The 23,667-nt window shown below is 59.5% G+C and carries 20 protein-coding genes and 1 pseudogene; 6 read left to right on the top strand and 15 right to left on the bottom strand.

Translation table 11 applies throughout. From position 1 onward, the window contains the following. Positions 1 to 69 precede the first annotated feature (69 nt). Complete coding sequence (locus CKV99_RS02470) at positions 70 to 435, top strand: hypothetical protein (RefSeq protein WP_092260739.1); 366 nt, start codon at positions 70 to 72, stop codon at positions 433 to 435. 140 nt (positions 436 to 575) lie between these two features. On the opposite strand, the gene pdxY is transcribed toward CKV99_RS02470, so the two are convergent. The 10 genes from pdxY to CKV99_RS02420 form a co-directional block, all read right to left on the bottom strand. Next, positions 576 to 1,427 (bottom strand): pyridoxal kinase PdxY, encoded by an 852-nt coding sequence (pdxY, locus tag CKV99_RS02465; RefSeq protein ID WP_092260738.1) that lies wholly within the window; start codon positions 1,425 to 1,427, stop codon positions 576 to 578. A 257-nt stretch (positions 1,428 to 1,684) separates the two neighbouring features. Then, positions 1,685 to 2,998 carry a hemolysin family protein gene (locus CKV99_RS02460; RefSeq protein ID WP_169872671.1) on the bottom strand — a complete coding sequence of 438 codons (1,314 nt, stop codon included), beginning with the start codon at positions 2,996 to 2,998 and terminating at the stop codon, positions 1,685 to 1,687. Positions 2,999 to 3,039: 41 nt separating this feature from the next. Further along, positions 3,040 to 3,612: an rRNA maturation RNase YbeY gene (gene ybeY / locus CKV99_RS02455; RefSeq protein WP_092260736.1), complete on the bottom strand. Its 573-nt coding sequence runs from the start codon at positions 3,610 to 3,612 to the stop codon at positions 3,040 to 3,042. Then, positions 3,609 to 4,580, bottom strand: a complete 972-nt coding sequence (locus tag CKV99_RS02450) for a PhoH family protein (protein ID WP_092260734.1) — start codon at positions 4,578 to 4,580, stop codon at positions 3,609 to 3,611. Before CKV99_RS02450 ends, ybeY begins: the two co-directional genes overlap by 4 nt. Before the next feature lie 19 nt (positions 4,581 to 4,599). Then, positions 4,600 to 5,319, bottom strand: a complete 720-nt coding sequence (locus CKV99_RS02445; protein WP_092260732.1) for a 16S rRNA (uracil(1498)-N(3))-methyltransferase — start codon at positions 5,317 to 5,319, stop codon at positions 4,600 to 4,602. Continuing rightward, positions 5,320 to 6,459: a molecular chaperone DnaJ gene (dnaJ, locus tag CKV99_RS02440; protein WP_092260730.1), complete on the bottom strand. Its 1,140-nt coding sequence runs from the start codon at positions 6,457 to 6,459 to the stop codon at positions 5,320 to 5,322. It lies immediately after the preceding gene. A 20-nt stretch (positions 6,460 to 6,479) separates the two neighbouring features. Next, positions 6,480 to 7,496, bottom strand: coding sequence for a heat-inducible transcriptional repressor HrcA (gene hrcA / locus CKV99_RS02435; protein ID WP_092260728.1), 1,017 nt, complete (start codon positions 7,494 to 7,496; stop codon positions 6,480 to 6,482). Between the two features lie 37 nt (positions 7,497 to 7,533). Then, positions 7,534 to 8,649 (bottom strand): radical SAM family heme chaperone HemW, encoded by a 1,116-nt coding sequence (gene hemW / locus CKV99_RS02430; RefSeq protein ID WP_092260726.1) that lies wholly within the window; start codon positions 8,647 to 8,649, stop codon positions 7,534 to 7,536. A gap of 328 nt (positions 8,650 to 8,977) precedes the next feature. After that, complete coding sequence (locus CKV99_RS02425) at positions 8,978 to 9,649, bottom strand: hypothetical protein (RefSeq protein ID WP_092260724.1); 672 nt, start codon at positions 9,647 to 9,649, stop codon at positions 8,978 to 8,980. 147 nt (positions 9,650 to 9,796) lie between these two features. Continuing rightward, entirely contained in the window at positions 9,797 to 11,641 is a 1,845-nt protein-coding gene (locus CKV99_RS02420) for an AMP-dependent synthetase/ligase (protein WP_092260722.1), read from the bottom strand. A gap of 199 nt (positions 11,642 to 11,840) precedes the next feature. On the opposite strand from CKV99_RS02420, the gene malQ reads away from it, so the two are divergent. Further along, positions 11,841 to 13,979 (top strand): 4-alpha-glucanotransferase, encoded by a 2,139-nt coding sequence (gene malQ, locus CKV99_RS02415; protein ID WP_092260763.1) that lies wholly within the window; start codon positions 11,841 to 11,843, stop codon positions 13,977 to 13,979. A 145-nt stretch (positions 13,980 to 14,124) separates the two neighbouring features. Here malQ and CKV99_RS14455 read toward each other — a convergent pair whose 3' ends face one another. The 3 genes from CKV99_RS14455 to CKV99_RS02405 all read right to left on the bottom strand — a co-directional run bounded on the left by CKV99_RS14455 (position 14,125) and on the right by CKV99_RS02405 (position 16,572). Then, entirely contained in the window at positions 14,125 to 14,265 is a 141-nt protein-coding gene (locus CKV99_RS14455) for a hypothetical protein (protein WP_092260720.1), read from the bottom strand. A gap of 88 nt (positions 14,266 to 14,353) precedes the next feature. After that, positions 14,354 to 14,509, bottom strand: a complete 156-nt coding sequence (locus CKV99_RS14450; protein ID WP_169872593.1) for a hypothetical protein — start codon at positions 14,507 to 14,509, stop codon at positions 14,354 to 14,356. Beyond that, entirely contained in the window at positions 14,509 to 16,572 is a 2,064-nt protein-coding gene (locus tag CKV99_RS02405) for a M3 family metallopeptidase (protein ID WP_092260718.1), read from the bottom strand. The genes CKV99_RS14450 and CKV99_RS02405 overlap by 1 nt, the downstream gene beginning before the upstream one ends. Before the next feature lie 183 nt (positions 16,573 to 16,755). Here CKV99_RS02405 and CKV99_RS02400 point away from each other — a divergent pair, with 183 nt between their 5' ends. Both CKV99_RS02400 and CKV99_RS02395 read left to right on the top strand, forming a co-directional pair. Beyond that, positions 16,756 to 18,051, top strand: coding sequence for a carboxylesterase family protein (locus CKV99_RS02400; RefSeq protein ID WP_092260716.1), 1,296 nt, complete (start codon positions 16,756 to 16,758; stop codon positions 18,049 to 18,051). A gap of 66 nt (positions 18,052 to 18,117) precedes the next feature. After that, positions 18,118 to 19,239 (top strand): phosphotransferase, encoded by a 1,122-nt coding sequence (locus CKV99_RS02395; protein WP_092260714.1) that lies wholly within the window; start codon positions 18,118 to 18,120, stop codon positions 19,237 to 19,239. A 43-nt stretch (positions 19,240 to 19,282) separates the two neighbouring features. On the opposite strand, the gene idi is transcribed toward CKV99_RS02395, so the two are convergent. Together idi and CKV99_RS02385 are read right to left on the bottom strand one after the other, a co-directional pair. Next, positions 19,283 to 19,831: an isopentenyl-diphosphate Delta-isomerase gene (gene idi, locus CKV99_RS02390; RefSeq protein ID WP_092260712.1), complete on the bottom strand. Its 549-nt coding sequence runs from the start codon at positions 19,829 to 19,831 to the stop codon at positions 19,283 to 19,285. Positions 19,832 to 19,865: 34 nt separating this feature from the next. Further along, on the bottom strand, positions 19,866 to 20,450 hold the full coding sequence (locus tag CKV99_RS02385; RefSeq protein WP_092260710.1) for a hypothetical protein: 585 nt from the start codon (positions 20,448 to 20,450) through the stop codon (positions 19,866 to 19,868). Between the two features lie 154 nt (positions 20,451 to 20,604). On the opposite strand from CKV99_RS02385, the pseudogene CKV99_RS02380 reads away from it, so the two are divergent. Together CKV99_RS02380 and CKV99_RS02375 are read left to right on the top strand one after the other, a co-directional pair. Continuing rightward, positions 20,605 to 22,470, top strand: a pseudogene (locus CKV99_RS02380) (ABC transporter ATP-binding protein). Between the two features lie 33 nt (positions 22,471 to 22,503). Then, positions 22,504 to 23,658 (top strand): MalY/PatB family protein, encoded by a 1,155-nt coding sequence (locus CKV99_RS02375; protein ID WP_092260709.1) that lies wholly within the window; start codon positions 22,504 to 22,506, stop codon positions 23,656 to 23,658. Positions 23,659 to 23,667 lie beyond the last annotated feature (9 nt).

Here is a 23,667-nt window from a genome sequence, read left to right as displayed (position 1 = left end):
ATTGATGCTGCGCTGAGGTTGCTTCCACGTTGCATTGCGGTACCTGGGAGGATAGTTAATAATTCAGCTATGTCTATTTCTTTGATTCGCCGCAGCATTGCCGCCATGATGGCCCCCGTGCTTGCTACTACCTTCACTTTCGCTGCCGTGTCCCCTGCCGCAGCACAAACCAATACTGACGAGTCCTCCGAGCGTTTATATGAGTCTCCGCTGTCCTCCGACGAAAACGGTGACCCGACCACAAGCTCCAAGATTTTCGGCCTGCTCGGCCTCACTGCCTTGTCGTGGGGCGCGATCCCGCTCATCTGGGGTTATTTGCACAATAACAACCAGGCTGCCGGAGGCGCGATGAGCGCACTTCCTCTGCTCGGCATGTTAGCTATTGCCCCACCAGCGATGGCATCATCCATGGTTGAAGACGGCTCGAGCAGCTAGGTCCACCGGTCGATGAATCCTGAAAAACAGGGCCAAAAAATAGCTATTTTGCAGGATCCATCGACCGGATCTACTGCACATGCTTCTAAGCGGGAGCGCGACGTGACCACCAGCTCCAGCCCTCACAGCAGCGATCGTCATCAGATCTCGCGGACCTCAAACTGTAAGCGTGGATGGGCGTAAGTATCTTGCGCCTCAACCAGCAGCAGCTCACGCGCACCCTTCTGATGGGTCAGCTCAAGCAGGTCAAACACACTCGACGCGGTCTTCGCTAACGCGTCAGCCGCGTCACCCGACTCAAGATAATGGCCCGTAAACAGCGCCGCGGTGACATCACCGGAGCCATTACGCTTAAACGGCAGGTAGGGCGTTTCGACGATCCACTGACCCTGCTCATTCACTACAAGCATCTCGATGGTGTCTGGGTCCCGGTCTGGGCGCAACACCGAGGTGACCAGCACGGTGTGTGGGCCCATGTCGCGGGCAGCCTCTACCGCCGCGAGAGTGGAATCGAGGTCGCTGGCCTCATGATTAGTCAGGTAACCCAGCTCAAACTGGTTGGGCGTAATGATGTCAGCCACCGGCACAACCTTGTCACGCAGCAGTGGCGGAATACTGTCCGAAACATGGCAGCCACTCTTCGCGTTGCCCATCACCGGGTCACAGGCATAAACCGCGTTCGGATTCGCCTCCCTGATCTGGGCGACAGCGTTGATGATCACGTCAGCAATGTCATCACCGCCTTGGTAGCCGGACAGCACAGCATCAATCTCTCCAAACACGCCGCGCTCGCCGACACCACGGATAACTTCAGCGACATCGCTGGCCGGAATCATCGGCCCACCCCACTGGCCGTATCCGGTGTGGTTGGAATAGTTCACCGTGTACACGGGCCACACTTCATGCCCCATGCGCTGCAGGGGGAAGACGGCCGCTGAGTTACCCACGTGCCCATATGCAACTGCGGATTGAATAGAAAGAATATTTTTCATGTTGATTAGTGTGCTCCCTCTCGCGGGCAGACCGCAATAACGGTCCCATTTTAATTCACCAGATACGGTCCAACGGCGCTCGATCTCATTCAAAGGGGTTAGGCCTGCGGTTAGGCCTGCGGTTGTTAAGCCCCTCACACCCCTAAAATGTTGGAACAGGGGCTCCGCCGAACGATTTCTGTCATTTTGCTCCCTATTCCAGCATTTGAGGTTTGACAGTTTGGGAGCAAGCTGCGGGGGACCGGCCGCCTGGGCTGCTACTCATCGCGCTGCTCGCCGGAACGCTCCTCGCCCTCATTGCCCAGATCCCCGGCGCGCACCGGCACGTCGATAAGCACACTGCGCACCTTCATGCGTCCGCGGCGGTCGCGGCCACCTTCGGCGGTAAAACGCACTCCATCGAATTCGACGTGAGAGCCAGGTAGTGGGACACGGCCCAAGCCGTAAGAAATCAGGCCGGCCACCGTTTCTACGGAGTCGCTGGTTTCCTCGTCGAAATCGATCTCAAATTCTAGCTGCTGGTTGAGGTGATCAGCCAAGTCATCCAGCGACAAGCGTGCCACAGCCCGGAACTGGCGTTCGCCCACCGCCTCGATCGGTGCGACCTCACCTTCGTCGTACTCGTCGGTGATCTCACCCACAATCTCCTCGAGGATGTCTTCCATGGTGACCAGCCCTGCGATGCCACCGTATTCGTCGACAAGCATGGCGATGTGCATGTTGTCCCGCTGCATTTCGTGCAACAACTCATCCAACGGTTTGGACTCGGGCACGAACTTCGCGTCACGCACCACGTCGCTAACAGGTACGCCACGGCCACCGTCGGTGCGGTGGTATGTCTCGGCCACGATGTCTTTGAGGTACGCCACGCCAACGATGTCATCCACGTTGTCACCAATAATGGGGACACGGGAGTGGCCGGAGCGGATCATCAAATTAGTGGCCTGGCCGGCACTTTTGTCGGCTTCAAGCCAGATCATTTCGGGGCGTGGCACCATCACGTTCTTGGCGTAAGTGCTGGCCAGATCGAAAATGTTTTGGATCATGCGGTGCTCGGTCACCTCGACGATGCCATGCTCCTGAGCGATGTCGACCATCTCGCGCAGCTCAACCTCGGTGGCGTAGGGGCCATCGCGGAAACCGTGGCCGGGGCTGACCAGGTTACCTAACCAGATCAACAGCTTGGACAAAGGCCCAAGCACACGGTTGATCAGGGACAAAACACGTGCGGAGCTCAGTGATACTGAGTACGGGTTGCGCCTACCTACCGTGCGGGAAAACACGCCGACGATGCCGAAGGTCACAACCGATACCGCCGTGATCGCACCCACGATCGCCCACGCGTCCGATTCGATGATGTCCATCGCCGCCATCGCCGTAAACACGGCTGCGGTGGTGTCTAGGATGACCTTGATCATCACCAACAAGTTGATGTGGTCGGCTCGCCGATTGACCACACGCATCAATGCGGGCGCGCCGTTGACCTCGTCTTTGACCATGTTTTCCACGCGCGCACGCGAGATGGAGCTGACCGCAGATTCGACGGTGCCCACTAAGCCGGAAACCAGCATCGCAATAAGCGCCACGATGCCGTAGGTGACCCATACCTCCACTAGTTTTCACCACGCTTTTCGACGATCCGGTCAAGCTCTTCACGGTCTGCAGCCGAAGGAAAGGCGTGTTTGCCTGTTGGCTTGGGTTGGTATTCCACTCCGCGGGAGTGCACTGAGTCGTACCAGTCGGCCAGGATTTCGTTCTGTAGGGCGAACATTTCGCGTTCTTCGTCGGGTGTTTGGTGGTCGTAGCCCAGCAGGTGCAATGTGCCGTGAACTGTGAGCAGTGCCAACTCGTGGCCCAGCGGGTGGCCGGCTGCTTGCGCCTGCTTGTCGTCGTATTCCGGGCATAGGATGATGTCGCCTAGCATGGCGGCACCCTGCGGGGATGCGTCGGGCCGTCCTCCACCGGGGGTGAGTTCATCCATGGGAAAGCTCATCACGTCGGTAGGGCCGGGCAGGTCCATCCAGCGTTCGTGCATATCGGCCATGGTGTCGGAGTCAACGAGGGTGATGGTGGCCTCGGTGTCAGGGTGGACGTCCATGGCGGCGAGTGCGAAGGAGCACACGTCGACAAGCATCTCTTCGTTGACACCGTCGTAGCCTGATTCATTGAGAACTTCGATGCTCATTCCTTCTCCTTTTGATCCCAACGGTCATACGCGTTGACAATGCGGCCTACCAACGCGTGGCGTACTACGTCGCCAGAGCTCAGCTCAGCGAAGTAAATGTCGTCCACATCCTTTAAAATCTTGCGCACCAGTCGCAGCCCAGAGATCTGGCCTTTCGGCAGGTCCACCTGGGAAATATCACCGGTGACTACCATCTTGGTGCCAAAACCCAGGCGGGTCAGGAACATTTTCATTTGCGCTGGCGTAGTGTTCTGTGCCTCATCGAGGATCACAAAAGCGTCGTTGAGCGTGCGTCCGCGCATGTATGCAAGCGGGGCCACTTCGATGATGCCGGCTTCCATGAGCTTCGGGATCATCTCCGGGTCCAGCATGTCCCGCAGCGCGTCGTAAAGCGGGCGCAGGTAGGGGTCAATCTTGTCGTTCAAGGTGCCGGGGAGAAAGCCCAGCTTCTCCCCTGCTTCCACGGCGGGACGGGTCAAAATGATGCGCTTGACTTGCTTCGCCTGTAGTGCCTGTACAGCTTTGGCCATTGCCAGGTAGGTTTTACCGGAACCGGCGGGCCCAATGCCGAAGACGATCGTGTTTTCATCGATGGCGTCCACGTATTTTTTCTGGCCTGCGGTCTTGGGGCGAATCACTTTGCCCCGGCGCGCCACAATCTCCGAGCCCAGGATATCGGCGACCGATTCCGCCTCGTCTGTGGCAGTGATATCCACTGCGTTGGCCACGGCATCCGGCGAGATAGTAACCCCCCGGCGCGCCATTGATTCCAGTTCGTGCAGCACGCGCACCCCGCGTGCGACGAGTTGTTCTGGCCCTCGCAGGTGTACGGTGTTGCCGCGTGCGAATAGGTCGATGCCTAACTGGTTGTTGAGCGTGCGCAAGTTGTCGTCGGTGGTCCCGTACACGGCGTGTGCGTACGCGGAGTCCAGCTCCACCGAATGGGAAATCACCTGATGTTGAGGCATGTGCCCGATCCTACCTGCGTTAGTTCCAGCGCCCGCTGAGTACCCCGATGGCTGCCAGCCCGATTGCCGCCGCCGTTGCTGTACGCAGCACCTCCGGGCCGAGTTTTACTGGCGTTGCCCCGAGCAGTTCCAGCTCGTCGTCGCCGATTCCGCCTTCTGGGCCCACGACGAGATAAATCTCGTCGACGGTAGCAAAGTCATCTGCGATATCCCGGATTGATGTGGTTGCGTCTTCATGCAGCACGTACGCTCGCTTGTCGACGAGCACCTCTTTCAGCTGGTTTGTTGTCATCGGTGTGTGGATCTCGGGCACATAGGTTCTGCGTGACTGCTTCGCAGCCTGGCGTGCGGTGTTGCGCCATTTCTCCACGTTTTTGTCCACTTTTGCCCCTTGCCAGCGGGCGATGGTGCGGTGTGAGATCCATGGGATGATGGCGTCTGCACCTGCCTGGGTAGCTAGGTCTACGGCGAGTTCCGCCCGTTCTGATTTGGGGATGGCTTGAACCACGGTCACGCGCGGGCTTGGGGGTTCGGTTTCGCCCTGCTCTACCACTGTGCCGGTGAGCATGTCTGTGCCGGTGGTGGCGGTTACTTCGACGCGCGCCCAGGCTCCGTGCCCGTCCGTCAGGATGATCTGCTGGCCTGGTGTGATGCGTTTGACGGTGACGGCGTGCTTGCCCTCGGGGCCGGCGAGTTGGCCGGAGCCCGGAGCGTCGGTGAAGAAGTACGGCAGCGACATTTAGCGCTTGAACCTGTCACGCAGGCGGGAGAAGAACCCGGAGTCTTCGTCTTCGGTTTCTACCTGTGAGTAGTCGTTGTCGCGGCGACGGCGCAGGTCCTCCAGCGCAGCCCGGCCCTTGTCGTCGAGGTCGGTGGGGATGGTGACCTGGACGTGGGCGACTAGGTTGCCGCGGCCTGCGGCGCGCAGGTGTGGCATACCTTCGCCCTCCAGCAGGATCTGGGCTCCGGGTTGGGTTCCGGCGTCGATATGCACTTCGAAGTTCTCGCCTGCCAAGTCGGTGCACTTCACAGCAGTGCCTAGGGCGGCGTCGAGCATCGGCACGCGCAGGTTCATGTGCAAATTGTCGCCCTCGCGCACAAACACGGGGTGGCGCTGGGTGGTGATCTCTACGTAGAGGTCACCGGCGGGTCCGCCACCGTGGCCTACTTCGCCCTGGTCCGCCATGCGGATGCGCATGCCGTCGGCAATGCCCGCGGGCACGTTGACGATCAGGTCGCGGCGCTCTCGCACACGGCCCTGTCCGTCACACTTGGTACATGGGTCCGGGATGATCTCGCCGAAACCGGCGCACTTGGGGCAGTCCATGGTGGTCATCACATTGCCCAAGAAAGAGCGTTGGACTTCTTGCACGCTGCCGGAGCCCTGACAGTTGTCACACGTCACGGGCTTCGCCTTGGATTCTGATCCGGTGCCGGTGCAGTTGTTGCACACCACGGCGGTGTCTACCGTGACTTCTTTCTTCACACCTTTGAACGCTTCTTCCAGGGTGATCGTGGTGCGCAACAACGCGTCCGAGCCTGGTTGCACGCGTGAGCGAGGTCCACGCTGTCCACCAGCAGCTCCACCGAAGAACGCTTCGAAGATGTCGCCGAAGCCGCCTCCACCGAAACCGCCGTGACCGCCGGGTGCGCCTTGGCTTTGCTCCATGGGGTCTCCACCCATGTCCACGATGCGGCGCTTCTGCGGATCCAGCAGCACCTCTTGTGCGATGGAGATTTCGCGGAACCGTTCTTCGGCCTCGGCAGTGTCGTTGACGTCCGGGTGGTATTTGCGGGCCAGCTTGCGGTACGCCTTTTTGATGTCTTGGTCGGAGGCGTTTTTGTCCACCCCGAGGATCCCGTAGTAGTCACGAGCCACAGTTAGTCAATGTCCTTTCGTTATTCGCCATCCAGCACGCGGGAAATATAGCGCGCGACAGCAGCAACCTTTTGAATGGTACCGGGATAGTCCATGTGGGTGGGACCCAGGACCCCAAGTCCGCCCAACGTTTCACCGTCGCTGCCATATCCTGCGGTGATCACTGACGCTTCTTGCAGGCCCTCGTTCGCGTTTTCCCGCCCGATGCGCACCTGTACCCCACCTAGATCAGGCACGTTGGCCAGCAGTTTGAGCACCACCACTTGTTCTTCGAGTGCGTCGATCACGTCGTGGAGCCCGCGCGGCATGTGCGTAAGGTTCGCGGCACCGGCGATGATCAGGCGGTCGCTGGGCTTTTCGACGAGCGTCTCAATCAGTGTTGTTGCTGCCCGCATCACGTGGTCTGCTACCTCTGGGGGCGCAGCAACTGCGAGTTGGGCAAGGGAGGCGGAGGCGTCGGCAAGCGTTTTGCCCTCGAGCGCCTGGTTAAGCATGTCGCGCATTGCGTGCACGGCAGCCTCGTCAATATCGCGGGATAACTCCACGTTGCGCTGGTCCACGCGCCCGGTGTCCGTGATCAACACCAGCAGGAGCCGACGCGGAGTGAGCGCAACGACTTCGCAGTGTTTGACCCGCGACACAGTCAGTGTGGGTAGCTGCACCATCGCAGCCTGGCGCGTGATTTGCGCCAGTAATTGCACGGAGCGTCGCAGCACGTCTTCTAGGTCGACGCCACGTTCGATGAATTCGACGATGGCGCGTTTCTCCGGCGCGCTGAGTGGTTTGACCTCGTGGAGTGAGTCCACAAACGCGCGGTAGCCTTTTTCCGTGGGCAGGCGCCCCGAACTTGCATGCTGCTGTTGGATCAGGCCTTGTTCCTCGAGCACCGCCATGTCATTGCGGATGGTCGCACTAGACACCTGCAGGTTATGCCGATCTACCAGCGCTTTCGATCCGACGGGTTCTTGCAGCGCGATGTAGTCGGCCACGATGGCGCGCAGTACCGCTTGCCTGCGCCTCTCCGTCGCACTCGCCATAAGTTAGCACTCTCCTTCACTGACTGCTAACCCTACATTACTCCGCCGCAAGGATGTCTGTCACAATCCCATCCGCCAGCAAACGGCCAGTTTTCGTCACCCGGATTCGCTTATCGACGATCAACCGACCCGCCGCCTCATGCCCGCGAACAACGGGAAGAGCTGCTTGACCTACCCACTCCACAGGGATTCCCTCCTTGAGCCGCAAACCCAACATGACCTGCTCCATATGGTGCTCATCTGCTGTGATTATTTCGCGGTCCGCAATGGGCAGGCGGGCGTCGTTAAGCTCCTGCGCATAGCGCTCGGGCCGCTTCACGTTAAAAAACCGCGTGCTGCCGATGTAGCTGTGCGCACCCGGGCCCGCACCCCACCAGCGCCCGCCACGCCAATAGAGGAGGTTGTGCTGGCACTCACCGCCCGGCTTTGCCCAGTTAGATACCTCATACCAATCGAAGCCTTCAACCTCAAGGGTGTGTGCGATCAGCTCGTAACGGTCAGCGAACGTGTCCTCACTGGGCGCTGGCAGCTCACCGCGGCGGACCTTGCGTGCCATTGCGGTGCCATCTTCCACGATGAGACTGTACGCGCTAACGTGATCGGGTTCGGCGCTGAGGAGATGATCCAAGGTGAGCTTGACGTCATCCTCAGTCTCAGTAGGCGTGCCATAGATCATGTCCAAATTCACGTGCTGAAAACCTGCCTGCCTGGCCTCACGTGCGGCGGCTACTGCGCGGCCCGGGGTGTGCGTGCGGTCTAAGACTTTCAGAATTGGGGTTGCGGCCGACTGCATCCCCAAGGAAATGCGTGTGAACCCCGCCTCGCTCAGGCCCGCGAAAAACTCTGGGCTAGTGCTTTCAGGATTCGACTCCGTAGTCACCTCGGCGCCTGGTGCCAACCCGAACGTGTTGCGGACTGCCTGCAGAATGCGTGCCAGGCCGGCGTGGCCCAACAAGCTGGGCGTACCGCCTCCAATAAACACCGTCTGGGCCTGTTGCGCCACCTGCTCTGCGGCCAGCTCTAACTCCTTTTCCAACGCATCGAGATACTGGGCGTACGAGCTCTTTGTCTCATGCGGGGTGTAGGTGTTGAAATCGCAGTACCCGCACCGGGTTGCGCAGAACGGCACATGAATATAGACCCCAAAAGACATGCTGCCAGTGTAGGTGCGCGCGCAGCTCAGCCCCAACCGCCCCCGACAACCTCCAACTACCAAGAAGCTGAGGGGATGCACCTTGCGGGTCTGCGGGCGGTTATTTATTCGGCCTTGGCGAGGTTTTCTCGGTGCGGGGGCTGGCTTTTAGAGTTCGCATTCCTGGGTTCGCATTCCTGAGTTCGACATCTACACGTTTGCAAATCTTTACCAATAAGATTTGTGCAGGTAGAGGAGATTTGTCGCGTTAATTGAAAATCAAAGTGCGAACTTGAAGGGATCCCACAGGCGAAAAAGAACACAGGGGGCTAACACGAGCTAACAGGAGCTAAGCCCCGCGGCGGGAACGCTTCGCTGCAACCTTCGCCACGATAGCGTCGATACGCGCACGCTCAACCAAAAACGCCGGCGGATTGGAACCACGCATAGCGCGGGTAAAGGCCGGGTGGTCTCCAGCGACGGTTTGCAACCAACCAGTCACGGCAAGAACCACGATGTCGTCGATACGCGAATACAGGTGCGGGAGGGAGACAACGCCGAGCTCGCGGGCAACCATATCGGTCTGCTCCAAAACAAACTCGACAACCTCGCCTAAGTGCTGCACCACCAAGTCAGTGCGCGATTCCAGGGCGGCGTGGATGGCGTCGACACGCAACAACGCGGCACCAATAGGGAATAAGTCCTCAAGGCCAGCGGCGTCCAACAACTCGGGCTCGGGGATCTTCTCCTCGTCGGACGCTGAGGCAGATAGGATGCCGGCACGCACACCACTAGTCAGTGCCTGACGCAGACCGATGAGTTCGCCGACAATGCGGCGGGAGTCGGCACGGGCGTCATCGATGATCTCGTCGAATTCAGCAAGGCAGTCGGTGACCAGCTCAGGGTCATAATCAGCAATTGCTTCGGCGAGGTGCTCGATGTAGTCAGCCACTTCATCGCCGATGTTGTAGATCTCTTGGGTCAGTTCGCGGTGACGCAATTGTGCTGCGATTTTCTGCACCGTGCAGACCCCTTTCTAAATGTGAGAACAAAGAGCAAGAAGCATTCAAGTAAAGGTTGAGAGTTTGACTTCCGCAATGTGACTTTAGGCCACGCGCACGCCCCCGCATGGCAGGCGCGCCGAAGCAAATTCCAAGCGGGCGAACAGTTAGCGGGCATACAGCTTGTCGATCTCCTCGGCAAAACGCTGAAACACCACGTTACGCTTGACCTTCAATGTTGGGGTCAACTCATTTTCATTCTCGGACAAGTCACGGTCCAAAATCCAAAACTTCTTGATCTGCTCGGCGTGACTAACCGTCGCGTTAACCATATTCACCGCGTCTTGCACACCTGCCCGCAAAGCAGGGTCTGTAACAAAGTCCTTCAACTCACGGTTTTCCGGAATATTGTGGGTAGCCTTCCAACGGGCCAGCTCGTCCGGGTCCAGCGTGACCAACACCCCCACGAATGGCTTGCCGTCACCGACCACCAGCGCTTGGGAAATCAACGGGTCTTGGCGCATGATCTCCTCCATCGGCTGCGGCGAAATATTCTTCCCACCAGCGGTCACAATGAGATCCTTCTTGCGGCCGGTGATGGTAATAAACCCGTTCTCGTCGATTTCGCCTAAGTCACCGGTGTTAAACCACCCGTCGACAAGATCCTTCTGTGTGGCCTCGGGGTTGTTGTAGTAGCCCTCGAAAACACCATCACCCTTGATCATCACTTCGCCCTCGTCGCTTAAGCGCGCAGCGTAGCCAGCAATGGGCTTGCCGACGGAACCAATTTTGGTCTCTTCCCCAAAGTTGACAGCTGCGGCCGCAGTAGTCTCCGTCAAACCGTAACCTTCATAGGCGGGCACACCGATACCACGGAAGAAATGACCCAGCTCAGCACTCATGGCAGAACCACCGGTGATGCAGTACTCCACCTGGCCACCCAGCGCATCTTTGATCTTGGAGTACACCAGTTTGTCGGCCACCTTGCGGCGCAGCTCCAGCGCGCGCGACGGGCCTTCCGGGGTGTCTAATGCCCGCGAATACTCCACCGCGGTTTTCTCCGCAGTCCGGAAAATGCCCGCTTTAACCGGGCCACCGTCAGCGGCCTTGTTATAGGCGGCGTTGCGCACCTTCTCAAACACGCGCGGCACCCCCAGAACCACGTGTGGGCGGGAGCGCTGCAACTCCATGGTCAGCGTGGAGGTGTCAGACCAGTGCGATTGAGTAGCCCCGCCAATAGTCAGGGCCAAAGCCACAGCCCGCGCCAGCACATGCGCCAACGGCAGGTAAGTAACCACGCGCGCACCTGGACGCGCAATCGCACCGATATCGTGGGTGAGCAAAGCACGGACCTGGTGAATCCAGTTCTTGTGGGTGAGGAAGCAGCCCTTCGGCTGGCCAGTGGTTCCAGAGGTATACACCAAGGAGGCCAGGTCTGCGTGGCGGATGCCGGCAATGCGCTCCTCAACCACGTGATCTTCCACGTTGCGCCCCTCAAACTTCAACGTTTCCACCGCCGCAGAGTTAATTTCCAACACGCGCCGCAGCTTGGTTGGTGAGCCGGTCAGCGGCGCGACCCCTTCGTCGTTAAGCAACACGTTAGACAGCGAATCAGTATGCTCGCGGGATTCCGTCACCGCGAGCACGGCGCCAGAATCTTCGATGATCCAGTGGATTTGCGTATCAGACGACGAGGGATAAATAGGCACACTAGCAGCACCGGCGGCCCAAATAGCGAAGTCAAGTAAAGACCACTCGTAGCGGGTAGCCGACAAGATCACCACGCGATCACCGGCCTCAACGCCGAGCGCGATCAGTCCCTTGGCTGTCTCGATCACTTCGGCTAAGAACTCACCAGCTGTCACGTTTACCCAGTCATAGTTGCGGGGGCGGGTAAACAGCACCAGGTGCGGGTTGGAGCGCGCCAGCCCCATCATCGCTGACAGGCAGTTATCGCTTTCTGCCAAGGTAAAAGGTGCTTCGGTTGCGAAGATGTCGCTGGAGGTAGTCATAGGCGGGCCGTCTACTTTCTTCTTATTTCTACTTTTGAAAAGATCATTTTGTATGCACCAACAGTAGCGGTAGTGTCCCTGTGAATCGGGTAAGAAACGCTTTTTGGCTCCGCAAATACCTCTTCAGTTAACTCCCGATTAGGCTTTTTTAATACCGTTAGACCAACATTGGTGCGATTTCTTTGGCAAGATGGGGCGTGTGATTAATGTTGATCTGCTGAACACTCTTGCCAGCACATATGGCTTGTCCACGAGCTATACGGGCTCTGACGGCAACCAAGTGATCCCCCCTGCGGAAACGACGGTGAAGTTACTGCGCGCAATCGGCGTGTCCTTGTCAGACAATCCTTCTGACGACGAATTGAATGATGCGCTCGAGCGCCACCGCCTGCGAGAAGCCTCCCGCCCCTTACCAACCAGCGTGGTTGCGGTGGAAGGTGTGGAGAAGCAGTTCAATGTCCACGTGCACCACGGCGCCCCGGCACATGTGTGGATTGAGTTAGAAGACGGTTCCTCCCGCGATGCGTACCAGGACGAGAACTGGACCGAACCCGTCGAGGTCGACGGCGTGACCTGGGGTGAGGCCACATTCCACATTCCAGGCGACCTACCCCAGGGTTGGCACAAGCTGCACCTGGAGTCGGGCGAGCAACGCCACGAGACTTCGCTGATCATTACACCAGAACGCTTATCGACGACCGACCGTTTCGTTGGCCAGCCCGTATACGGGGTGATGGCCCAATTGTATTCCGTGCGCTCGGAAAAATCGTGGGGCATGGGCGACTTCGTCGACTTGGGCCACCTGGCAGAGATCATCGCCGGCCAGGGTGCCGACTTCTTGCTCATCAACCCGGTACACGCCGGCGAACCTTTCCCACCAGTAGAAGATTCGCCCTACTTGCCGACGACACGCCGCTACGTCAACCCCATCTACATCCGGGTGGAAGACGTCCCCGAATTTGGTGCCCTTGACGCCGATGTTACGCAGCAGATTGGTGAGCTGGCGGCGTCGTTACGCACCGCGAACCGGTCTGCCGACTTCATCGAGCGCAACCCTATTTACGAGGCGAAACTGGCGGCACTGCGCGAAGCATTCTTTACCGAATTCACTAAGCCACGGGTGGCCCAGTTCGAGGCGTTTATTGAAGAGCAGGGCCAGGGGCTGAAGGATTTTGCCGAATGGTGTGCGCGCCGCGAACTGGAGCATGGTGCAGACGAGCACCGCTACACCAACGACGACGATGAACTTGTCGAGCTGCAGCGTTTCTATATGTGGTTGCAGTTCATCGCCGATGAGCAGCTGGCGTCCGCCCAACAGCGAGCACTGGATGCCGGCATGAAGATCGGCATCATGACTGACCTGGCAGTAGGCGTGCACCCCGGTGGCGCAGATGCCACAAACCTGGCACACGTGCTGGTCCAAGACGCGTCGGTAGGGGCCCCGCCAGACAACTACAACCACCATGGTCAAGACTGGTCCCAGCCACCATGGAACCCTGTGCGCCTGGCAGAAGCAGGCTACACCCCGTGGCGAAACCTACTGGCCACCGTCCTGCGCAACTCGGGTGGCATCCGCGTGGACCACGTGCTGGGCCTGTTCCGGCTGTTCTGGATGCCACGCATGGAATCACCCGCAACCGGCATGTACATGAACTATGACCACGAGGCAATGCTGGGCGTGCTCGCTTTAGAGGCCGAACGCGCCGGAGCTGTTGTTGTAGGCGAAGACTTGGGCACCTTCGAGCCGTGGGTGCAGGATGTGTTAGCCGACCGTGGTGTCATGGGCACTTCAGTGTTGTGGTTCGAAGGCTCACCATCCCAACCAGGCCCGCGCCTGCAGCACGAGTACCGTGAGCTGGCACTATCCAGCGTGGGCACGCATGACCTGCCACCAACCGCAGGCTACCTGGCCGGCGCGCATAATGACCTGCGCGCAGAGCTAAATCTGCTGGATGTTCCAGTAGAGGAAGTCGACGCGGAAGATGCGCAGTGGCAAGGCGAAGTACTCGACACAGCACGGCAGACTGGTGTGTTCGAGGGGACCAAGCTAGCAGACATTGAGTTTTCCGAGCGCCCGCGCGGTGAGCGGGGTGATGTGGACGACCTACTGGTAGGGCTGAACAAGTTCATCGCTGGGACCCCATCAGCACTGACCTGCACCAACCTGGTGGACATGGTGGGAGACCGCCGCATCCAGAACCAGCCGGGCACTAACCGCGAGCAATACCAAAACTGGTGTGTGCCGCTGACTGATGGCAAGGGCAAGGCCGTCTTGCTGGAGGATCTGGAAGACATGGAGCTGTTCCACCGGGTTGCAGACGCCTCCAAGCGCCCTTAGCAGCTGCAGTGCTGCAGTTTTGCAGTGCTCTACCTGTCCTGCGGTCGATGAATCCGGGAATTTGACCCCTTTTCCGGGCGATTTTCAAGGATTCATCGACCGCTTCACTTTAGAGCTGAGTTTAGAGCACACTTTAGAGCAGAGTTCAGAGCAGGCCGATTAGCCCGGCGACGATCACAAGGGCCAGCAGCAACCACAGTGACTGCGTCACGCGTGACTGAGGGTACTTGCGACGTGCTTTCGGCAGCTTTTGGTCCTGCTTACGCAGATTTTCAGGGTTGGCCATAGTTGATTACCTTAGTTCTTTTCGCGGCTTCTGCCGAATAGGGTCACTCGGCTTACCCGGAGAAACACAGCAGGACACAGCAGGAGACTCAGCCGGACACGCGCCGGAAAACGTGGGCGACCCAGTCCACCCCGCGGATCAGCACCACCGCCCCAATACCTGCTAGGGGCATCAGCACCGCAAGCAGCACAGGCACCTGCACCCACAAACTGGCTTGGGTGAGCCAAGGCACTACCTGATCCATTACACTTCCGCACCTTCAAGTCCGCGACGTACGAGCAGCGGGCGAACGTCCTTGGAGCGCCCGCGGAACGCCTGGTAGGCCTCAGCATAATCGCTAGCCGCACCGCGCGAAAGGATTGTGTCGCGGAAGAGTTGCCCAGTCTCGCGGTTGATGCCTTGTTCTTCTACTAGTTGGTAGCCGTCGGCGTCCAAGGCCTCAGCCCAGAGGTAGGAGTAGTATCCTGCGGAGTACCCACCAGCAAAGATGTGATTGAACCACGTGGAGCGGTAGCGCGGTTCCAGTCCTTCCACGTCCAGTCCTACCTTCCGCAGAGCTTCCTGCTCGAAGGTGGCGATGGCATCAGTACCGGTGGGGATGTCGTCGGAAAGCGAATGCCAAGCCAAGTCGATGGCGGACGCTGCGAGGTACTCGGCGGTGGCAAAACCTTGGCCGAATTTCCGCGACTCGGTCACTGCGGTGAGCAGCTCGTCGGGCAGCACCTCGCCGGTGTCGATGTGGCGGGCGTAGTTGCGCACGATTTCGGGCGCGAACGCGTAATTTTCGTTGATCTGGCTGGGAAATTCCACCCAGTCGCGGGGCACGTTCGTGCCGGACATGCTGGGGTAACGCACATCAGACAGCAGGCCGTGCAGCGCGTGGCCGAATTCGTGGAAGACGGTGGTCACCTCGTCGATGGACAAAAGCTCGTCGGTCACACTCATCACATTGACTACTACTGGTTTGGTGCCGGCCAGCCGCGATTGCTCCACGAACGAACTCATCCACGCCCCGCCGCGTTTCGAGGGCCGCGCCTGGTAATCCGTCAGCAGCAGGCCAAGCCCCTCACCGGCGCGGTCACCGTCGCCTTCGAGCACTTCCCACACCTGCACGTCTTCACGGTATCCGTGCAGGTCGTCGCGCTTTACGACGTCCACTCCGTACAGCTTCTTCGCGGCAAAGAACACCCCATCGCGCAACACTTGTTCCAGCGGGAAGTACTTGCGCAGTTCTGCTTCATTGATGTTGAGCTCTTCCTCGGCGCGCTTGGCCTGCCAGTACGGCCAATCAGCGCCATCGAGCTCAGCGGCGTCCTGTTTGCCGGCTTCTGCTGCGAGCTCGGCGGCTAGTTTACGCTCTGCCTCAGCGTTTGCTGCGGCAGCAGGTGCCAGATCAGCTATGAGGTCGCGGGCGGCTTGTGCGCTGCCAGCGGTTTCTTCAGCAATCACATAGTCTGCGTGCGTTTCATAGCCGAGCAGCTGCGCGCGTTCTAGTCGCAGTCGCACAGATTCCAGCACGATGTCGTGGTTGCTGTCCTGCCCGCGTTTACGCGAGGCTTCAAATAATGCGCGCCTGCTTTCCGACGATTCCAGCTGCGACTGCGCCGACTGGGTGGTTGGCAGCTCAATGGGCAGTATGTATCCCTCGAGGCCTTTGTCAGCTGCAGTCTGGCGGGCCGCGTCGATGCGTGCCGACGATAACCCCGCCAACTTGTCTGCCGTGTCAAAGTGCACCGCGAGTTTCTTGGTGTCTGCCAGTAGGTTGCGGCCGAACAGCTCAGACAACTCAGAGAGCCGCTGGTTGATCGTCGATAAGCGTGCTTTGCCTGCGTCGTCGAGGTCGGCGCCGCGGCGTTTGAAGGCGCGCAGTAACTTATCGTGCAGGCGCTGGGCCTCAGCAGCATCGGCGGCCTCAGCAGCATCGGCGGCATCGGCAGGGTGATCTGTACCTGGAGGGGTGACTGCCTGGATGCGTCGGTATAGCTCGGCGTTGTGGTACATGGCATCCATGTGGGCGGACAGCTCAGGCACCCAGCGGTCGGCTACGCGATCAAACTCGTCGGAACCGTCGGTACCTTGCAGGTTGAAAAACCAGGAGGTCACACGATTAAGGTCCCTACCAGACAGTTCGAGAGCCTCGACAGTATTTTCCCACGTCGGCTCGGCCTCGGCTAAGATCTCGGCAACTTCATCACGGTGGCGCTGCAACGCGGTAGGGAATGCGGCATCCGCATCGGCCACTGTAATTGAGGCGAAATCGGGGAGATTGTAGGGAAGGGTCGAGTCCTGCAGCAGTGGATTAGTCATACGGCCATGGTACGCGGGTGGTGATGGAACCTCGTTCTAAATCCTCGTCAGTCCGCTAGCTTACCCGGGAAGCTAGCGGTGCGGCCACTGGCTACAAAGCTGGCCGCCCACTCCAGGCCCACCAAGAACGCAGCAGGCTAGAACGACCACGCCAACAGCACTGCCACACTACAGTGTGATGGTATGCACACCGCTGAAGTGACCTGCCCAGCCGGCACCATTATCGGCCGTTCCGACGGCACCGTGGACATCTTCCACTCAGTGCCCTACTCACACATCTCCAGCGACTTTGCCGACGCGGAACCTGCCCCACGCGGACTCTTCATCGATACCACCGCGCCACAGCCAGACACCATCGCACTCACCATCACCCGGCCGGCCAGCGCGAATGACTCCGACGACCTACCCGTCATCGCCTATATCCACGGCGGACGCTTCGAACACGGCACTCATGAAGATCCCCGCGCCGCCGGCTACGCCAACGCCACCCAAGGCATAATCCAGGTTCAAATCGGCTACCGCATCCGCTTCGAAGGATTCGCACGCTTCCACGACGACGAACCCAACCACTACCGTGGCATCGACGACTGCGCCCTCGCTCTGGAATGGATCCAACACAATATCGAATCATTCGGTGGCGACCCCACCAATGTCACCCTCGTCGGCCAGTCCGCCGGCGCTACTGCAGCGCTCTGGCTCACCCGACGCGACCACTATCGCGGCGCGTTCCGGCGCGTACTCGCCATGAGCCCCAGCTTCCCCCGCGCGTCCTACGAGCAACGCCGCCCGAGTGTCCAAGCGGCCTTTTTCGGCATGGTGGTCACCCGCCACAACCTAGAGAAGACATCGAAGGCTCGTCGAAAAGCGGCGTACAAGCGATACCGGACACGCCATATCCTCGACATCGCGCTCGGGCCTGCGCCACTGACCCCACGCGATATGGCAGAAGTAGACGTGGTGGTGTCGTCGACGCGCGACGAGTTTTATACCCAGGCCTTCGCCGCCCAGGCCGACCGGCTGGGTCAAGGAGCCGCGATGGTTCGAGCCATCGGCCCCGCTATGGGCCTGAAACGCGACACCGCCAGCTACTGGCTCGACCACGCCCGCGCCATCGACCCGAAACACCTCGCGGGACGGTTCGTCGGCGACGCATCCGTCCGCCGCTGGGTCGACCACGTCGCTGAACACGCGCCGGGCAGGGTGTGGCAGATGGAGCTTGTCGACGACGCTGTGACGCCCGCCTACCACTCCCGCGACATCAGGCCAATGTTTGGTAACAACCCCTACGTTGCCGGCGATGGACTCAATGGTTGGCTTGTCCACTACGCCCGAACGGGGGCACCAGGCTGGCCTTTTTATGACGCTACAGGCGCAAGACTCGTACGACGCGTCAACCTTTCAGGTAAAAATGACACAGAAACCAAAAATCCGTTGGGATATATCCGTGACTCGTTCACGGACCTCCCGCCGGAGGTTTAAATTTCATATAATTCATAACTAACTAAAACAGGTCTCGCAGGCCATAGTGCAAAGTGAAGGAAAAGCATGAATCAGGAGGGCTCGCTCGGAGAATGGCTCCGCAAGCAACGGTTCTACCGAGGAAACCCAAAGGAGGACCCTCAGGTTCGCGTAATCAAGAAAAAGCCATTCCTCACGGGCCACCATTACTTCGTCGACACAGTGGCAGGCGTGTACCAATTCTTCCTCGACGACAACGGCAACGACCTCACCGCCGAAACCGTTGAATGGATGCGCCAAGACGCACACGGCGGAATCCCCCTGTCCGACGGAGCCACATTGCACGGCGAACTTCCTAAGAATTTCACCATCGCGCCCGTGGCCAACCCTACTGGACGCAACCTGCACTACCGCATGACCGACATTGACACCGGCAAGCATTACATGGTGCGCGTCTTCCACTACCTGACAGAGGGCCTCAGCAGTGAAATCGACTTGCTCTCGCAACTAACTGGGGCTCACTTCCCAAAGGTAGAAGGCTACGTCACCATCGAGCTCGACGGGATTGATTACACTCTCTCAGCGATCGAAAGCTACGAATCCGGCGAACCCGGCAGCGTCATCGCGAAGCAAAACGCCAGCGCCGGCTTTTACCACCACACCGAATTAATCAACCTGGGCCAAACGGTGCGCTACATGCATGACGCGCTGGCCATGGCCTTCCCGACCGGGCGTCGGCCCACCAATTTCATGGGCGACGCGTTAAAAGATCTTTTCGAGGAGCTTGCCGACGATTACCCCCACCTCGAGGAGCACCGCCAACGCATTGACCATTTGGTGGCCGCGATGCCCGATGATTTCCCCGTCCAGCGGATCCACGGGGATCTCCGCCTAGAACTGACGCTCTTTCACAAGGGGGTATGGGTCATCGTCGATTTCAACGAGTCCATCCCCCACCCCGGCGCCTACGAACTACGCAGTCCGACCGAGGACGTGGCCGGCATCGTCGCCTCTCTGCGCGAGCACGGTGCTAACAACCCGGTCTGGTGTGAGAATGTCGTCGATAGTTTCCTGGAGGGGTACGGGTTGGACATGATCGACGCAACTTTCAGGGCGTGCCAGGCGCGCCGTGGCCTGCTCATGTTGTCCACGGCAGAAACGGAAGCCCAGCGTGTGCAGGGCAGACGCCTCCTCAGTCTCGAGGGGTGAGTGAGCTGGCGCTCACCGGAGGGGAGGGTGAGTGAGCTGACGCTCACCGGCCCGCGAGGACGGAGCGCAGCCGCGGGTCGAATAGTTCTCCGACCATCCAGTCCGAAAATACCCACGGTGTGGTTTCCACGCTGGCTAATACCTTGCGCGGATCGGCCCAGACGTATGCGTCGATCTCACTGGGTTCCGGGCCGATCAGCGCACCGTCGTGCAGACGGACCACATACACGGGGCAAATCTCATTTTCTACAATGCCGTTGACATCAGTGGCGCGATAACGGTAGTCCGGAATTACCTCACGGATCTCGCCGATATAGTCTGCTGCGATCCCGGCTTCTTCGCGCCCGCGACGACGCACCGCGGCCGTAATCTCCTCACCCGGTGCTGGGTGGCCGCAGAAGCTATTAGTCCACACACCGGCAAAGGTTTGCTTGGCTAGGGAGCGGCGGGTGATAAGCAGGTCCCCGTCTGCGTCGAATACCCACGCAGAAAATGCGAGGTGCAGGGCCGTATCGGTGGTGTGCACCTCCGCTTTGTCGGCTTCGCCGATGGCGGCGCCGTTGTCGTCGAGAAGTACTACACGTTCAGACACAGAAGGTTCCTTTAGCTTTCCACTACTGATTTTGTTAATTGTTCAGGTTGCCGGAGAAGGTGACGTTACCGATGGTGAACTCGGCATCCCACAGGTTGCCGGATGATACGTCGAACGCGTAGTGCACGTTGGTCGTGGCACCCGCGCCGAGCGGGAGGTCGAGGCCAACCTTGTCAATACCCGCTTCCTCCGCTGACTTTGAGTCCACAGTCACGTCATTAGAGGACGCCCCCGGCGAGTATTTCAGTGTTGGTTGTCCGAGCACCTCCGGTGGCATGGGAACCGTATCGTTGTTTTTCACCGCCACGGTCGCTACCGTGCCACCGTTCGGGGCATACGATGTACCCTGCCAGTGGTAGGTGACCTTCATACCAGGATCGTCAACGCCTGTGCCATCAGTTTTTTCACTGACAATTGGGGCTACCTCACGGGTTTCAAAATCCGGTTCGATGGACTCGGTGGGGGTGGCCACGCCTGTGGTGGGGGTGATCGTGTCATCCCCGTTGCCCGCCGCGCCGTTGCCAGTGTCGTCTGCGCCGTCGCCAGAGCATGCGACAGTGCCCGCAGCAAGGCTGAGCGCGGCCAGTACTGTGACGGTGCGGGAAAGTTTCGAAGACATGAGGGCCTTTCGGTTCGCGGGGTTCACGGGGTTCGCGGGGTTTCGCGTTGTCTTCGCACCACTTTAGCTGGTCTTCGGCACGCACTGCGAACCCGGCGCGTGGCGACGCTGCACTGTGGCACCACACAACCTTTGTTGATAGCATCAACATTCTATGCAATCTCTTACCCGTGTCCTTCGTAGTGCGTCCGCCTTGTGGCCGTTGTACGCAGCCATCATTGTCTTCGCGGCCGTTCAGGCGGCGCTGACACTTGTCAGTCCGTTTATCCTGCGTGAGGCCACCGACACAATTGTGGCAGCGGTGTCTGGCCACACCACCGCACAAGCGGTGACGCGCACGATTGTGTGGCTGTCGATCGGCCTGTTTGTGGCTGATCTTGCTTCCACTGTGGCGACGAATATTGGCGGCTATTTCGGCGATGTGATGTCGATGCGTCTGCGCCAGATCTTGTCAACGCGCTACTTCGCTAAGCTTCTTGCACTTCCGCAGCGTTATTTTGATGGGCAGATCACGGGCACGGTGATTGCGCGGCTGGATCGTTCGATCGCGGGCATGACGCAATTTATCCAGTCGGCATCGAACTCGTTTCTGCCGATGATGTTGCAGGTAATCGCGGTGTTGGCGATCACCACGTTCTACTATTGGCCACTGACTGTGCTGCTGGCTTCGCTTTTCCCTATTTATATGTACCTAACGGCGCTGACCTCGAAGCGTTGGCAGCGCATGGAAGACGAGAAAAACGCTGAGATTGACGCGGCGAACGGCCGGTTTTCGGAGGTGATCGGCCAGGTAAAGGTGACCAAGTCATTCGTGGCAGAAATCCGCGAGCTCAACGGCTTTGGCACCCGCTACGGCCGTACTGTCGAGATCACTCGCCCGCAGTCCAGCTGGTGGCATTGGATGGATACTGCCCGTGGCGCGGCGATGAACGTGATTTTCCTGGTGATTTACCTCATGCTATTTCTGCAAACCCTGCACGGTACCTTCAGCCTTGGTGACATGGTCATGCTGATCACGCTGACGAACATGGCGAAGCAGCCGGTGTTTATGATGAGCTGGATCGTGGATACAGCACAACGTGCGATCGCCGGCTCGAAGGATTATTTCGCGGTGCTGGACGAGCGCGTCGAGCCCACCGCGAATTAGCAGCTCGTCGCCGCGACAGAAGCGTCGGGGGTGCCGGAGCTTTCCGACGAGCCCCCTGCCCCGCTGCCACCTGCGTCGCCAGTGGTGCGTTTCGACGACGTTTCCTTCGGCTACGACGACGATGAGATGGTGCTGCAGGGCATTTCTTTTACCGCGCATGAGGGTGAGCGTGTGGCCCTGGTGGGCGAGTCAGGTGGTGGCAAGTCGACGATTATCAACTTGCTTTTAGGCCTCTACCCCATCGATTCAGGCGGGCTTATGGTGTGCGGGCGCGGCGTCGATACGCTCACGAGTGAGCAGCTGCGTGCATCAGTCGGCGTGGTGTTCCAGGAGCCGAACCTGTTTTCTGGCTCGATCCGTGAAAACATCGCCTACGGTAAGCCGGATGCCACCGATGCGGAGATTGAACAGGTCGCGCGCCGGGCCAATGCGCATGACTTCATCATGGGGTTCGCCGACGGTTATGACACGATTATCGGCGAGCGTGGCCTGCGCTTGTCCGGCGGGCAGAAGCAGCGTGTGGCGGTGGCACGTGCAATGCTGAAGGACGCTCCGTTGCTGCTTCTCGACGAGGCCACCTCGGCGCTTGATAATAAGTCGGAGCGCCAGGTCCAGGCCGGATTGGATGAGTTGATGCGTGATCGCACGACGTTGATCATTGCGCACCGCTTGTCGACGATCGCCGATGTGGACACCATCATCACCCTTGATGGCGGCCGCATCGATGAGATTGGTTCTCCGGATCAGTTGGCGGGCTCGGGCGGTATCTATTCGGAGTTGTTGGCGCTGACTGCGTCCACCTCGGAGGCCGACCGCGCCCGATTGAAGAAGTTCGGCTTTGTTACCGACGACGCTGAGGGCGCCGAGGCCTAGCTTCGCTCGCGCACGCGGACTACGCTATTTGCCATGCAGTTTCCCAGCCTTGAGACCTTGAAAGCCCGCGGCACCCGCAAATGGACCCAGTATGCCAGCGCCGATCCTGCGTCCGACGTGCTGCCACTGTTTATCGCCGAAAGCGACTTCCCCACCGCCGCCCCGGTGTTAGAGGCGATCCAGAAGTGCGTGGACAATGAGACCTTCGGCTACACCCCGGCGCACTCGCAGCTTCCGGAGGCCGTAGCGCAGTTCTACAACACCCGCTATGGGTGGCGGCCCGACCCCGCCCGGATTTTTACCTGCGCCGACGTGGTGCGCGGCATGCTGCTGGGCATCCAGTACTTCACGCGCCCAGACAGCCCAGTGATCGTGCCGGTGCCCGCCTACCCGCCGTTTCTCGAGTTGCCGGAAACTGCGGGACGTAAGCGGATTGATGTCAGCGCCAGCGCAACCGGCCTCAACCTCGACGAGATCGAGGCCGCCTTCACAGCTGGTGCTGGCTCCATCCTGCTGGCCGCCCCCAACAACCCGTGGGGGTTCACCTACGGTGAACCCGAACTCAAAGAGTTGACTGAGTTGGCCGCCCGCTACAACGCCCGCGTGCTTGTCGACGAAATCCACGCCCCCATTGTGCTTGATGGCCAGCACGTCTGCGCCGCTGGAATCTCAGAAACCGCAGCCAACGTGTGTGTCACTGTGACTGCCACCTCCAAGGCGTGGAATATTGCCGGGCTCAAATGCGCCCAGATCATCTTTTCCAACGACGCTGACGTAGACACCTGGAACAGCTTGACAGGCGTGGCCAAAGACGGCACCGGCACCCTCGGCGTGTATGCGGCAGAAGCCTGCTACCGCCACGGCACAGAAGCCTTGGAACAGCAGCTGGACCAATTGCGGCAGAACCGCCAGTTGATCGTCGAAAAGCTGCCTCAAGCTGTACCCGGGATCCAATTCACCGAACCTGCTGCAACGTACCTGATGTTGCTTGATTTCTCCGCCACGGCACTGGCGGAGGAAAAACAGCCGGCGGGATGGCTTCGCAGGCACGCGAAGGTGGCCTTGAACGAGGGCACCAGCTTTGGCCCAGGCGGAGAGCACAAGGCACGTCTCAATTTTGCAACAAGTCCGGAAATTTTAAACGAAGCAATCGACCGAATAGGTGCAGCCATCGCGCGTATTGCCTAACCTGGTACG

The sequence above is a fragment of the Corynebacterium cystitidis genome, from assembly GCF_900187295.1.
Lineage (GTDB): Bacteria > Actinomycetota > Actinomycetes > Mycobacteriales > Mycobacteriaceae > Corynebacterium > Corynebacterium cystitidis.
This window is presented reverse-complemented; position numbering and strand designations above follow the sequence as displayed.